The following is a 13,767-nucleotide window of genomic DNA, read 5'->3' on the forward strand; positions in this document are numbered from 1 at the left end:
CGGTCACCTCGACCAGGGTCGGGGTGCCCATGACGACGGCGGCGACGGCCGGGCGGTCCGGGAGGGCGAGGGCAGGCGTCTCATCAGGCGGGCGGCGCCGACCGCGTAGGCGATGCCGAAGAGGAGCGAGGCGAGGAACGCCAGGTGCCGGGAGAACCCGTCGATGAGCGGGAAGATCTGCCAGTGGGTGAGGTAGATGTACAGGGAGCTGGTGGCGAGGAGGCCCGCCAGCTGGTTGAGGCGCTCGCGGCTGGGGAGGCTGGGCACCCAGACCAGCAGTGCGAATCCGGCGATGATGATCGCCTCGCGTCCCGGGTCACCGGGGAAGAACCCCGGCACGGTGGCCAGGGCCACGGCGGTGACCAGCAGGCGCCGGCGCCGGGTGGTGGCCTTCGCCGCCGCCCAGCCGAGCGCGAACAGCCAGAAGACGGTGATGGCGTCGGGGATCTGCTCGCGGTCCGGCAGACCGACGAGGTCGTAGCGGGTGAGCAGTCCCAGGCCGGCGAGTGCCAGCGGGAGGGCGTACGGGAAGCGGCGCTCCGCCCGGTCCACCACCGGGAGGCCGAGGATCGCAACGGCGGCGACCAGGATGTAGACCAGGGACTCGATGAACCAGAACTGCATCCCGGTCTTGAGGTCGTCCGGCCCGAGGACACCGTCGAGCAGGAAGAGGTTGGCCGGCGTGTAGTCGTCGTTGAGGAGCAGGATCAGGCCGATCCAGGCCATGCTCGGCAGCGCGATGCGGGCGATGCTGGTCCCGACCCGGCGTACACGTACGCGCCGTTCGGCGGCGGTCAGGTGGAAGCGGGCGAAGTTGTACCCGGCGACCGCGAGCAGGATGTGCGCCCCGCCCTTGATGCCGAAGACGTGGACGTGGGATCCGACGATGCAGAAGATCGCCAGGGCGCGGAGCGCGACGCTCGTCTCCAGCACCCGCTTGCGGGAGGAGGGCACCGGACGCTCGGCCGCCTCGAGGTCCCGGATCGGTGTCGTGTGCCAGTTCGCCGGCAGGTGGCCGAGCCGCTCTTCGAGGTGGATCGACATCTCGACGTAGGAGAGCGAATCCCCGCCCAGGCCGACGAACGAGCTGTCGTCGTCCACGTCCGTACGGTCGAGGACCCGCGCATAGAGCAGGCGGAGGCTTTCCCGGGCGCCGTCCGTCGCGGCCTCGGGGCCGGGGGCGGCATCGGGCTTGCGGCGGCTCAGTTCGCGAACGGCCTGGTAGTCGGGCTTGCCCGTGGGCAGGCGGGGAAGGGCCGGGAGGATCCGGACGCGGACCGCGCGGGCCGGCAGCCCGCACTCGCCGGCCACGAGCCTGGTCGTCCGGCGGGCGTCGGAGTCGTCGGCACCCACCGCCACGACGCACAGGGCCTCGTCGTCGCCGGCGCACAGCGCGGAGACGCCGCGACGGGCGAGCATCGCCTCGACCTGCCCGGGGTCGATGCGCAAGCCGAGGATCTTCGCGAACCGGCTGCTCCTGCCGAGGATTTCGTACAGCCCCTCGGGCGTACGGCGCGCGATGTCCCCTGTGCGGAGTTCGTGCACCGTCCGGCCCAGGGCGAGGTCGCCGGTGGTCTCGGCGTAGCCGAGCATGACGTTGGGGCCCGAGTAGACCAGTTCGCCCGTGTTCTCGCCGGGGTGATCGGGCAGCGGCCGGAGGCGGAAGGAGCCGCCGGGGATGGCGACTCCGGCCGCCGAGGGGTGCTGCTCCGCGAGGTGCGGCGGCAGGTAGGCCATGCGGGCCGTCGCCTCGGTCTGGCCGTACATCACGAAGAGCTCCCAGCCGGCGGCGCGGCCGAGGGCGGCGTACCGCTGGACCCGGTCGGGTGCCAGGCGACCGCCCGCCTGGGTGACGTAGCGCAGGTGGGGCAGCTCCATGGCGGCGAAACCGACCCGGTCGAGCAGCTCGAAGGTGTACGGAACCCCGGCGAACGTCGTGCCCCGGCCCGCCCTGAAGAGGTCCCAGAAGCAGCTGTCCGCGACGGACAGGTCGGTCAGGATCAGTCCGGCGCCGCGCAGCAGGTGGCTGTGCACGACGGACAGGCCGTAGCAGTAGTGCAGGGGCAGGGTGGTCGCCGCGCGGTCGGTGTCCCGGATTCCCAGGTACTGCGCGATGGACTCCGCGTTGGCCTGGAGGTTCTCGTGTGACAGCCGGACGAGTTTCGGCGATCCGGTCGATCCGGAGGTGCTCAGCAGCAGCGCGAGGTCCGGGTGCAGCTCGTGCGCCGAGACCGCGCGGCGCTCGTCGAGCAGCCATCGCCCCTGCTCGGGGTGCGCCACGACGTCCGGGTCGTAGGCGTCGATCAGGGACTGGACGGCCTCGGGGTGGTCGCCCGGCACCAGGAGGAGGGGGTGTCCGGCGGCGAGGGCGGCGAGGTGGACGACCAGAGCCTCGACGGTGTTGGCGCCGACCAGCAGGACCAGACGCCGTTCCCGGCCGAGGCGGCGGGCCGTCGCGTCCACGCGCGCGGCCAGCTCGGCGTAGCTGACCCGACCGTCGGCCGTGATGACGGCGGTCCGGTCGCCGTGGGCGGCGAGGCCGAGGGCGAACGGGACCGACTTGGCGCCGGGAAGCAGGTCGGGGAGGACTGTCACGGGCGCATCTTAGGAAAGCCTTACCTCGCCGGATAGTCACAGGAAAGTCACGGATGGTTCATTGAAGATCCACAGGAAAACAAGCGGTAGGGTCGGCTCCGCCGATACGGGGCCCGGCCCGATTGTTATGTGCGTCACCCTTGACCTTTAGGTTAGCTTTACCTTACTTATGGGGGCGTTATCCGGTTCTCCGCCGCCCCCGCAGGAAGGCTTCCCATGCGACGCCCCTTGGTCCGACGCCTCACCGCGCTCCTCGCGGCGGCACTTCTGCTCCCCGCCGTCGCAGGCTGCGGCGTCGACGAGGACGACGCGGGGCTCGTCATCTACTCCGGCCGCAACGAGAAGCTGGTCAAGCCTCTTCTGGACGAGCTGGAGAAGGCCGTCGGCACGAGCGTCGCCGTCCGCTACGGCGAGAGCGCCGAACTCGCCGCCCAGATCCAGGAGGAGGGCGGCAAGACCAAGGCCGGCCTGTTCTTCTCCCAGGACGCCGGAGCCCTCGGGGCCCTGTCGGCCAAGGGCCTGCTGGAGAAGCTGCCGCAGGAATCCCTCGACAAGGTGGACCCCGGATTCCGCGGCGGCGCCGGCGACTGGGTGGGCACCTCCGGGCGCGTCCGCGTCCTCGCCTACCACCCCGGACAGGTCGCCAAGGCGCCGGACAGTGTCCACGACCTCGTCAAGCCGGAGTGGAAGGGCAGGATCGGCTACGTTCCGACCAACGCCTCCTTCCAGGCGTTCGTCACGGGCATGCGCGTCCTGGAGGGCGACGAGGCCACCCGTACCTGGCTGAAGGGCCTGAAGGCCAACGAGCCGAAGGTGTACGACAACAACCTCAAGGTGCTGGAAGCGGTCGGCAAGGGCGAGGTCTCGCTCGGCCTGGTCAACCACTACTACTGGTACGAGCAGGTCGCCGAGAAGGGCGAGGGCAAGGTCAAGGCGAAGATCCACTTCCTCCCCGGCGGCGACCCGGGCGGCCTCGTCAACACCGCCGGTGTCGGCATCGTCAAGGGCAGCGACCAGGCCGCGGCCGCCCAGAAGGCCGTCGACTTCCTCCTCTCCGAGAAGGCGCAGAAGTACTTCGCCGAGGAGACCAAGGAGTACCCGCTCGCGGCAGGTGTGACCAGTACGGTCAAGGGACTGCCGCCGCTGGCCTCCCTGGACGCCCCGAAGATCGACCTCGGCAAGCTGGAATCGCTTCAGGAGACCCTGAAGATGCTCCAGGAAGCCGGGATGGTCTGACCCTTCATGCCCTCCCCGGATCCCGTCACGCCGACGGATCCCGCCACCGCCAACCGCCCGGCCGGCGCCACCACGCCGACCGGGCGGTCGCGTGCCGGACGTCGGCCGCCCGCCGTCCTCCTCGTTCCCGCCGTCCTCGCCGCGGTGTTCGCCCTGCTGCCGCTCGGCTACCTGGCCGTCCGGTCCCTGGAGCGCGGCCCCGCCTTCGCCTGGGACGTCATCGCCGACGGCCGCACCGCCCAGCTGCTCGGCCGCAGCCTCGGACTGGCCGCCGTGGTCGTCTCGGCCTGCCTCGTCCTCGGCGTGTCCCTGGCCTGGCTGACCGTACGCACCGACCTGCCCGGCGCCCGCGCCTGGTCGGTGCTGGTGACCCTGCCCCTGGCCGTGCCCAGCTACGTCGCCGCGTTCGCCTGGCTGTCCGCCTTCCCGCAGACGGCCGGCTTCCCGGGCTCGGCCCTCGCCCTGACGCTGGTGAGCTTCCCGTACGTCTACCTGCCCGTCACCGCCGCGCTGCGCGGCACCGATCCGGCTCAGGAGGAGGTCGCCCGCTCGCTCGGCCACGGCCCGCTGAGGACCTTCCTGCGGGTGACGCTGCCGCAGCTGCGGCCCGCGGCCGCCGGTGGCGCCGTACTCGTCGCGCTGTACGTGTTCTCCGACTTCGGCGCCGTCTCGCTGATGCGCTACGACACCTTCACCCGCGGGATCTACACCTCCTACCGGGCCAGCTTCGACCGCACGCCGGCCGCCGCGCTCAGCGTCGTCCTCGTGGTGATGACGATCCTGCTGGTCGCCGCCGAGGCGCGGACCCGGGGCCGGGCCGGCCACGCGAGAACCGGCGGCGGCACCGCGCGCCCCGCCGCCCCCGCCCCTCTGGGCCACTGGCGGGTGCCCGCCCTGGCCTGGTGCGCGGCGGTCACCGGCGTCGCCGTCCTCACCCCCCTCGCCACGCTCGGGTACTGGCTGGCCGTCGGCAACTCCGCGACCTGGGACCCGGCCACGCTCCTCGACACCGCCGCCACCACGCTGGGCGTCGCCGCCGCGGGAGCCGCGCTCACCACCCTGCTCGCCCTGCCCGTCGGTGTGATCGCCGCGCGGTACCGCAGCCGGACGGCCCGGCTGCTGGAGCAGTCGGCGTACGCCGGCCACGCGCTGCCGGGCATCACCGTCGCCCTGTCCCTGGTGTTCTTCGCGGTCCGCTACGCCGAACCGCTCTACCAGGAACTCCCGCTGCTGGTCTGCGCGTACGCCGTGCTCTTCCTGCCCGTCGCCGTCGCCGGCACCCGGGCGGCCGTACTCCAGTCCCCGCCCGTCCTGGAGGACGTCGCCCGCTCCCTGGGCCGCTCTCCGCTGCGCGTGCTGCGCGAGGTGACCGTGCCGCTGGCCGCCCCCGGGGTCGCCGCCGGAGCCGCACTCACCTTCGTCGTGTGCATGAAGGAACTTCCCGCCACCCTCCTGCTGCGCCCCACCGGCATGGACACCCTGGCCACCCGCCTCTGGACGGAGACCGGCACCGGATCCTTCGCCGCCGCGGCGCCCTATGCCGCCGCCCTGATCCTGCTGGCCGCCCTTCCGTCCTACCTCCTCGGAAGGCACCGCACATGACCGAGCTGCAGATCGCCGGACTGGCCAAGGCCTACGGCCCCGGCGCGGCGCCGGTACTCGACGGCCTCGACCTCACCGTCCCCGGCGGCGCGCTGACCGCCGTGCTCGGTCCGTCGGGCTGCGGCAAGACCACCCTGCTGCGCATCATCGCGGGCTTCCTGCGCGCCGACGCGGGTACCGTCACCCTCGACGGACGCGCACTCGGCGGGCCAGGAGTCCACCTGCCGCCCGAGCGCCGCCGGATCGGCATCGTGCCCCAGGAAGGCGCCCTCTTCCCGCACCTGAGCGTGGCCCGCAACGTCGCCTTCGGCCTGACCGGCGCCGACCGCGCCGCCCGTCGGCGGCGCACGGAGGAGATGCTCGAACTCGTCGGTCTGGCCGGCTACGGCGACCGCATGCCGCACGAGCTGTCCGGCGGCCAGCAGCAGCGCATCGCCCTGGCCCGGGCCCTGGCGCCGGAACCCGCCCTGGTCCTCCTCGACGAACCGTTCAACGCCCTCGACGCCGCCCTGCGCAACGGCGTACGGGCCGACGTGCGCGCGGCCCTGCGCGCCACCGGGGCCACCGCCCTGCTCGTCACCCACGACCAGCAGGAAGCCCTCTCCACCGCCGACCTCGTCGCCGTCGTCCGGGACGGCCGTGTGGCCCAGTGCGCCACACCGCACGAGGTGTACAGCCGTCCCGCCGACCCCTGGGTCGCCGCCTTCGTCGGGGACGCGGTACTCGTCACCGGCACCGCGGACCGTGGCATGGCGGCCACGGCGCTGGGCCGCATCCCCCTGACCGACCCAACCGGCGGGGTCCGTGAGGGCGTGGTGCTGCTCCGGCCCGAGCAGCTCCGGCTGACCGATCCGGATGCGGCCGAAGCCAGTGGCACGGTGACCGACGTACGGTTCTACGGCCACGACGCGATGGTCACCGTGGCTGTGGACGGCATCGACGCGCCCATCGACGTCCGGGTCCCCAGCCCGGCCGCCGCCCGGCCCGGGGAGCGCACGGGCATCGAGGTGATGGGGGAGGCGACCCTGCACGCGGCCGCCGTGTGAGGGGCCCCGTCACCTGCCGGCGGCGAGGCACCCGCGCCGGCTTCTCCTGAGTCGCCGATCAGAGGCCGTATCGGAATCATCCGATACGGCCTCTTTGTCGTTCCGGGGCGCGTCGCGATCACCCCCGTCTCCCACACCTCCCGGCGGGCGTCCTGCGACCGCGTATTGAAAATGACTATCATCATCGTATAGAAATATGGCGTGCTCATCTCACGACAGGTGCTGGAGCCCCCGACGGCCGGATCCCGGCCCTTCGCTCTCACCGCCCTCCGGCATCCCACGGTCTCCACGCTCCTGGCGGATCACCGCGCCCTGCTGGCCGACCTCCTGGACGGCCTGGGGTCACCGCTGCACGTCGTGCTGCCCGAGATCTTCGAGGAGAACGTCGCCGGACTCCGGCGGGCGTTCGCCGAGGCGGGCGCGGACGCCGACATCCTGTTCGCCAAGAAGGCGAACAAGGCCGGCTGTTACGTCACATCGGCCGCCGCCCTCGGTGTCGGAGTCGACGTCGCCAGCACCCCCGAACTGGTCAAGGCGCTGGCCGGGGGAGTGCCCGGACACCGGATCGGGATCTCCGGCCCGGAGAAGGACGACACGCTGCACGCGCTGGCGGTGCAGCACGACTGCCTGGTCGCCGTCGACTCCCTCAGTGAACTCCGCCGGCTGGCCGCGACCGCCCGGCGCGCCCGGCGGCAGGCCCGCGTGCTGCTGCGGTCCCGGACGGCCGGTCAGCCGGCGAGCAGATTCGGGCTGTCCGCCGGTGAGCGGGAGGCCGCCGTCGGTCTGTGCGCGGAACTGGCCGCTCACATCGGCCTCCGGGGATTCTCCTTCCACCTGAACGGCTACTCCGGCGCCGAACGCGCGACGGCGGCGAACGAGATGATCGAGCACTGCCTCGACGCCCGACGGCGCGGCTCGCTCCGCGCCGAACTGGTCGACATCGGCGGCGGGTTGCCGGTCCGCTACGTCGAGCCGCGGCTGTGGGACGCGTTCGTCGAGCAGAACGAGCCGGCCCACTACCACGCGGCCAGGGACTTCAAGGACTTCTATCCGTACGGGGGACAGCCCGCGACCCGGGCCGTGCGCGCGATCATGGCGCACCCGGTCGACGGTGGCGAGAGCCTGTCGGCGAAGGCGGAACGCCACGGCATCCGGTTCGTCGTCGAGCCCGGCCGGGCCCTGCTGGACCAGGCCGGCTTCACCCTGTACCGGGTCCAGCAGGTCGACGACCGACGGGACACCGACGGGTACGCGATCGTCACCGTCGCGGGCAGCAGCTTCAGCCTCTCCGAGCAGTGGTTCAACAGCGACTACCTCCCCGACCCGCTGCTGATGTCCTCCCGGCCCGTCGCCGACGAGGTGTTCCCGGCCTGTGTCGCGGGCTCGACCTGCCTGGAGAGCGACCTGGTGACCTGGCGGAAGATCGGCTTCCCGAGGCCCGTACGGCGCGGTGACCACCTGGTCTACCTCAACACCGCCGGCTACCAGATGGACTCCAACGAATCACCGTTCCATGACGCCGCACTGCCGCTGAAAGCCGTCGTCCGGCTCGGCGACGGCGCCGGCCCGCCGCGCTGGCGGCTGGACGGAATCTGACGCGATCCCCAACGCATCCGTTACGACCTCTCACGAAGGAGAACCCCCGCATGTCCCACCACCACGCCCCGCCCGGGCAGTTGTGGCTGTTGCCGCAGTCGGCCCAGGAAGGGCTGGACGTCGACCACCGGCAGGTGATCGCGGTCGTCGAGCAGGCCTACCGCGCGCTGCGCGAAGGCGGCTCGGACAACCCCGTCAAGACGATCATCGACGATCCCGGCCACCGCTCACTGAGCTATTCGATGGTGGCCAGGGACGGCGGCAGCGGCACCGTCTGCTTCAAGGCCGTCTACGAGTTCGACCCGCGCCGCACCCGGGACGGCTACCGGTTCCACTCGTTCGTCTTCCTCGTCGACGACACCACCGGGGCACCCATCGCGTTGATGGACGTGGTGAGACTCGGGCCGCTGCGGTCCGCGGCCACCACCGCGCTGTTCGCCCGCGCGGCGTGCCCCGACGCACGCAGCGCCCTGGTCGTCGGAACCGGTGTCCAGGGGCGGACGGCGCTGCCGATGCTGCTCGCGGCCCTGCCGGAGCTGGAGCGGCTGCGGGTGTTCGGCACCTATCCCGAGGGTCTGCGCGCCGTCCAGGACAGCGTCGACGGCCGCGAGGTCGAGATCGTGCGGGATCTCCGGGAGGCCGCCGGTGAGGCGGACATCGTGATCGGCGCCGCCGGCCTGTCCGTCACACAGGAGGTCCGGCGTGACTGGATGAAGCCCGGCTCGGTCGCCGTACTGCTCGGGTACGGCGTACACGCCGACGTGTGCCACGGCGCGGACCACCGGATCGCCACCGATACCGCCCAGATGCACGCCACCTGCGACGACCTGCGGGGCGAGGACGGCAGCCTGCCGTCGGTGGACGCCCAGCTGCCGGACATCCTGCTCGGCCGGGCACCCGCCCGCCGCCATCCGGACGACGTGGTCTTCGCCTACAACAGCGGCATGGCGGTCACCGACGCCGCGCTGGGCCGGTACATAGCCGATCTCGCCCTGGCGAGCGGGCGCGGCGAAAAGGTCAACTTCTGGTGAGCGACGGCACAACCGACAGGACCGCCTGGTGGGTCGGGAACTCGCGGGCGCTGCTCACGCTCGCGTGCCCGCTGATCCTTACCAACTTCGCCTACGTCGCGCTGACCACGGTGGACATCGTGATGCTGGGCAGGCTCGGCGCGGTCGAGATCGCCGCCGCCGGGCTGGCCATCGCGCTGTTCAACCAGGTGCGCACCACCGGCACCGGCCTGGTCACCGGGGTCGGCAACCTGGTGGCCGAGGCCCGGGCACGGGACGACCGGCAACGGATCGGCGCGCTGCTGTTCGCGGGCTTCTTCTGGGCCACCGTCTGCGGCGTGGTGTTCTGCGCGGCGCTGCTGCCGGCCGGCCCGCTGCTCGTCCTGCTGGGCCAGGACCCGACGGTGGTCGACAAGGCGGGCGAGTTCCTGATGGTCCTGGCGCCGGGCATGCTGCCCTGCCTGTGGTTCCAGAACCTGCGGCACTTCACCACCGGCCTCAAGCGGCCCGGCCCGCTGCTGGCCATCACGCTGACCTCGGTCGGGGCGACCATCGGCCTGAACTACGTGCTGATCTACGGGAAGTTCGGCCTGCCGGCCTTCGGATTCATCGGCGTCGCGATCGCCACGGTCACCGTGTTCCTGCTGTCCTTCCTGGCTTTCATCGCGGTGATCCTGCGCGACGAAGTCCTGCGCCCCCACCTCACGTCGCCCGACGCGCGGCGCTGGAACGGGGACGCGGTCCGCTCCGTCTGGCGCCTCGGCCTGCCGATCTCGGGCGCCTATGCCTCGGAGGCCGGGTTCTTCAGCGTGCTCACGCTGATCATCGGTTCCCTGGGCGTCGACGCCCTCGCCGCGCAGACGGTGCTGAACCAGATCGTCTACATCGCCTTCATGATCTCCGCCGGCCTGTCGCACGCGGCGTCGATCCACATCAGCGAGGCCGACGGCGGCCGTGACTACGTCACAGCGCGCAGAACGGGACTCCTCGGCCTGGCCTGGGGCGTCATCGCGATGCTCGTGGTCGCCGTCGCCTACCTGGCGGTCCCGGACGCGATCGTGTCGCTGTTCCTCTCGGCCGAGCACGCCGGTAACGCGGACGTCGTCGCGCTCACCGCGACCGGACTGCTGATCGCCGCCCTCATGCAGGTCTTCGACGCCACACAGAACATCGGCAACGGCATCCTGCGCGGCGTCGGCGACACCGCCGGCCCGTTCCGGATCTCGCTCGTCGGGTACTGGCTGATCGGGCTGCCCGCGGGCTACCTGCTCGGGGTGACCGCCGGCTGGGGCGTCGAGGGCGTCTGGATCGGCCAGACCATCGGCCTCGCCGCCACCGCAGCCATGCTGCTGGCCGCGTTCCTGCGCCGCGTCGACCGGCTCCACCGAACGGTGGCCGGCGCACCCCTCCCGGAACCGGAGTCGTCATGAACCACAACCTCGCACCGGCCGCTTCGGCCGCCCTGATCCGCAGGGAAGTGGCGGGCCTGCCCCGCTACGATCCCGGCGCCGACCCGGACGAGGTGGCCGCCCTCGGCGGGGTCCGCCGGGTCATCAAACTCTCCAACAGCGAGAGCCCGTACGGCAGCTCTCCCGCGGTCGCCGCGGCCGTACGCCGGGGCCTGGCCGGCGGCGTCGCACGCTATCCCGATCCGACCGGCAAGCGGCTGACCGAGGCCATCGGGAGGAGTCTGGACGTGCCCGCCGGGCGCATCGTGCTCGGCAACGGTTCGGAGAACCTGCTGGAGCTGCTGTGCCGGGCCGTACTCGACCCCGGAGACCTGGTGGTCACCCAGGCACCCGGGTTCAGCCTGCACGAGACCTTCCCCCGCGTCATGGCGGCCCGGGTCGAAAAGGTCCCGGTCACCGCCGAGTTCGGGTTCGACGCGGCCGCCTGGCGCGACGCGCTGGCCGCGGGCCCGAAGCTCGTCTTCCTCGCCAACCCGTGCAACCCCACCGGCGCGACGCTGACGCCCGGCGAACTGGCGCGCGTCGTGGCCGACACCCCGGCATCGGCCCTGCTGGTGCTCGACGAGGCGTACGGCGAGTTCGCCCGCACCGACCCGGAGTACCCCGACGGGCTGGAGGCCCTGCGCGCGCTGGACAGGCCGTGGATCGTGCTGCGCACCTTCTCCAAGGCGTACGGCCTGGCGGGCCTGCGCGTGGGGTACGGCATCGCCTCCGACACCACCCTGGTCCGGGCACTGGACCGGGTCCGTACCCCGTACAACGTCAACCAGCCGGCCCAGGACGCCGCCGTCGCGGCGCTCGGCGACCCGGCGCACCTGGCCGACACGGTCCGCCGGACCCGCCGGGAGATCGGCAGGGTCACCGACCGGCTGCGCGGCGCGGGACTGCGTGTGGTCCCGTCCTCGGCCAACTTCCTGTTCATCGACACCGGCTGCCGCTCCGACCGGGTGGCCCAGGAGCTGCACCGCGCCGGAATCATCGTCAAGGCGTGGCGCGAGCCGGGATACGAGACCTACATCCGAGCCTCCCTGTCGACCCCCGAGGAGAACGACGTCTTCGTGCGGTGTCTGACCGAGATCTGCGCAAAGGACACCACGTGATCAAGAAGAGGACATCCGACCTGATCGGGCGAACGCCCCTGCTCGAGCTGTCCGTCGCGGACGGTTCGGCAACCGTCCTGCTGAAGATGGAGCAGTACAACCCCACCGGCACGGCCAAGATCCGGATGGCCAGGAACATGGTGGACGAGGCGGAGGAGGCGGGGCTGCTCGCCCCCGGCGGGTGGCTGGTCGAGTCCACCTCCGGCAACACCGGACTCGGCCTGGCGCTCATCGCCGCCGAACGCGGATACAAGTTCACCGCCGTGGTGGACAACCACTCCTGTACGGACAAGCTGCGCGGGATGCTCGCCTACGGGGCCGACATCCTCAACGTCGCCGGGGACGAGGAGGGCCTGGCCACGGCCGAACGCGACACCGTGGCCGCGCGCCTCGCCGCCGAGCACGGCGCGTACTGGACCGCGCAGCACAACAACCAGGGCAACCCCAACGGTTACCGGCCACTCGCCCGCGAGCTGCACGACGACCTGGGCGACGGGATCGACTACCTGTACGGGGCCGTCGGCACCGGTGGCTCGCTCTGCGGCACCGGCCGCGTCCTGAGGGAACGCATCCCGGACCTGAAGATCATCGGCGTGGAGCCGGTGGGGTCCGTCGTCTTCGGCGGCACGGGCGCGCCCTACCACCAGTCCGGTACCGGTACGCCCGAAGGCTCGGAGATCGGTCAGGTCGTCGACTACGCGCTGATCGACGAGGGGGTCGGGGCCGGCGACTCGGAAGCCTTCGAGACCTGCCGCTACCTGGCCAGGAACTTCGGCGTCCTGATCGGCGGCTCGGCGGGCGGCGTGGTCTACAAGGCCCTGGAGCAGGCGGAGCGCTCAGGACCCGGGACCACGATCGTCGTGCTGGTCTGCGACGGCGGCGAGAAGTACCTGGACACCGTGTTCGACGACGACTGGATGGCGGCGCACGGCCTGTTCGACGCCCAGGTCGTCCACCGGCTGGCCGCGCTGCTGCGGTAACCGCCGCCCCTCTTCCCTCACATGCAAGGAGACACCATGCGCGTAACAAAAATGCAGACAATGACGGCAGTGCTGACGACCCTGACGGTGCTCGCGGTCGCGGGCTGTGCCGGCGGCGGATCCCCCGAGGCCGGCGGGCACGGGACGGCGGCGGGGACGAGTGGACCGGGCTACCCGTTCACCCTCAGGAACTGCGGCACCGACGTGACCTACCAGGCCGCGCCGAAGAAGGCCGTCACCCTGAACCAGACCGCCGCCGAGATCCTCATCCACCTCGGGGTGGGCGACCGGATCGCCGGAACGGGCTACGAGATCGAGAAGACGCCGGACGCGATAGCCGAGCGGTACGAGAAGATTCCGGTCCTGTCCGCGCCCGGGCAGGAGATCAAGCACGAGAAGCTGGTGGAAGCACAGCCGGACTTCGTCTACGGCTCCTTCGCGAGCATGTTCACCGCGGAGCAGTCCGGCGACCGCAAGCGGTTGCACGAGCTGGGCGTGCCGACCTACCTCACCGAGTTCGACTGCTCGTTCCACGAGAGCGTGGCGGGGGCGAACTTCGACATGCTGTACGAGGAGTACCGCCGGCTGGGCAGGATCATGGGCGTGCCCGCCGCCGGGGAGAAGCTGGCGACCGAGCAGAAGGCCGTGGTGGACAAGGCGCTGAGCGGCGTCAGGAAGCGGGACACTCCGCTGAGGGTGATGTGGTTCTACTCCACCTACGAGGGCACTCCGTGGGCGGCGGGCCCCGGCGGTCTGCCGCAGCACATGTCGGAGCTCGTCGGGGCCGAGAACATCTTCGCCGACGCGAAGACCAAGTGGGCGGAGGTGAGCTGGGACGAAGTCGCCGCCAGGAACCCCGACGTCATCATCCTGGCCGACCTGACCCGCGGCGAACCGAACGACACCGCCAAGGAGAAGATCGACCTGCTCAAGAAGGACCCCCTCACCAGCAGGCTCGACGCTGTGAAGGGGGACCGGTTCATCACCGTCCCCGGATCGCACATGGATCCCGGCTACGGCAGCGCGTCCGTCGTGCCGACGCTGGTCGACGGCCTCAACAAGCTCGGGTGATGGGTCGACCACCATGACCACGACTTCACACAGAACCGCCGCGCGCACCGGAAACCCGATCA

The 13,767-nt window shown here is 71.5% G+C and carries 10 protein-coding genes; 9 read left to right on the forward strand and 1 reads right to left on the reverse strand.

The features are described 5' to 3' along the window. Positions 1-3: 3 nt before the first annotated feature. Positions 4-2,595 carry an AMP-binding protein gene (locus ACZ6KO_RS03325; RefSeq protein ID WP_469299328.1) on the reverse strand — a complete coding sequence of 864 codons (2,592 nt, stop codon included), beginning with the start codon at positions 2,593-2,595 and terminating at the stop codon, positions 4-6. Between the two features lie 216 nt (positions 2,596-2,811). On the opposite strand from ACZ6KO_RS03325, the gene ACZ6KO_RS03330 reads away from it, so the two are divergent. The 9 genes from ACZ6KO_RS03330 (at position 2,812) to ACZ6KO_RS03370 (ending at position 13,705) form a co-directional block, all read left to right on the forward strand. Next, a complete protein-coding gene (locus tag ACZ6KO_RS03330; protein ID WP_469299330.1) occupies positions 2,812-3,831 on the forward strand; it encodes an iron ABC transporter substrate-binding protein in 1,020 nt (339 codons plus the stop codon). A gap of 6 nt (positions 3,832-3,837) precedes the next feature. Further along, positions 3,838-5,433, forward strand: coding sequence for an ABC transporter permease (locus tag ACZ6KO_RS03335; protein ID WP_469299332.1), 1,596 nt, complete (start codon positions 3,838-3,840; stop codon positions 5,431-5,433). Beyond that, positions 5,430-6,479 carry an ABC transporter ATP-binding protein gene (locus ACZ6KO_RS03340; protein ID WP_469299336.1) on the forward strand — a complete coding sequence of 350 codons (1,050 nt, stop codon included), beginning with the start codon at positions 5,430-5,432 and terminating at the stop codon, positions 6,477-6,479. Before ACZ6KO_RS03335 ends, ACZ6KO_RS03340 begins: the two co-directional genes overlap by 4 nt. Before the next feature lie 201 nt (positions 6,480-6,680). Further along, positions 6,681-8,075, forward strand: coding sequence for an alanine racemase (locus tag ACZ6KO_RS03345; RefSeq protein WP_469299340.1), 1,395 nt, complete (start codon positions 6,681-6,683; stop codon positions 8,073-8,075). Positions 8,076-8,125: 50 nt separating this feature from the next. Further along, entirely contained in the window at positions 8,126-9,106 is a 981-nt protein-coding gene (locus ACZ6KO_RS03350; RefSeq protein WP_469299342.1) for an ornithine cyclodeaminase, read from the forward strand. After that, the gene (locus ACZ6KO_RS03355; protein ID WP_469299344.1) at positions 9,103-10,515 is read left to right on the forward strand and encodes an MATE family efflux transporter; all 1,413 of its coding nucleotides are present in this window, start codon (positions 9,103-9,105) and stop codon (positions 10,513-10,515) included. The genes ACZ6KO_RS03350 and ACZ6KO_RS03355 overlap by 4 nt, the downstream gene beginning before the upstream one ends. Further along, a complete protein-coding gene (gene hisC, locus ACZ6KO_RS03360; RefSeq protein ID WP_469299346.1) occupies positions 10,512-11,654 on the forward strand; it encodes a histidinol-phosphate transaminase in 1,143 nt (380 codons plus the stop codon). The genes ACZ6KO_RS03355 and hisC overlap by 4 nt, the downstream gene beginning before the upstream one ends. Then, positions 11,651-12,634, forward strand: a complete 984-nt coding sequence (locus ACZ6KO_RS03365) for a PLP-dependent cysteine synthase family protein (protein ID WP_469299348.1) — start codon at positions 11,651-11,653, stop codon at positions 12,632-12,634. The genes hisC and ACZ6KO_RS03365 overlap by 4 nt, the downstream gene beginning before the upstream one ends. 60 nt (positions 12,635-12,694) lie before the next feature. Continuing rightward, entirely contained in the window at positions 12,695-13,705 is a 1,011-nt protein-coding gene (locus tag ACZ6KO_RS03370) for an ABC transporter substrate-binding protein (protein WP_469299351.1), read from the forward strand. The last annotated feature ends 62 nt before the right edge of the window (positions 13,706-13,767 follow it).

Source organism: Streptomyces sp. NPDC042102, from assembly GCF_055582305.1.

Coding starts and splice junctions, on each gene's coding strand:
- ACZ6KO_RS03330 (WP_469299330.1), top strand. CDS start 2,812: ATGCGACGCCCCTTGGTCCGACGCCTCACCGCGCTCCTCGCGGCGGCA.
- ACZ6KO_RS03335 (WP_469299332.1), top strand. CDS start 3,838: ATGCCCTCCCCGGATCCCGTCACGCCGACGGATCCCGCCACCGCCAAC.
- ACZ6KO_RS03340 (WP_469299336.1), top strand. CDS start 5,430: ATGACCGAGCTGCAGATCGCCGGACTGGCCAAGGCCTACGGCCCCGGC.
- ACZ6KO_RS03350 (WP_469299342.1), top strand. CDS start 8,126: ATGTCCCACCACCACGCCCCGCCCGGGCAGTTGTGGCTGTTGCCGCAG.
- hisC (WP_469299346.1), top strand. CDS start 10,512: ATGAACCACAACCTCGCACCGGCCGCTTCGGCCGCCCTGATCCGCAGG.
- ACZ6KO_RS03370 (WP_469299351.1), top strand. CDS start 12,695: ATGACGGCAGTGCTGACGACCCTGACGGTGCTCGCGGTCGCGGGCTGT.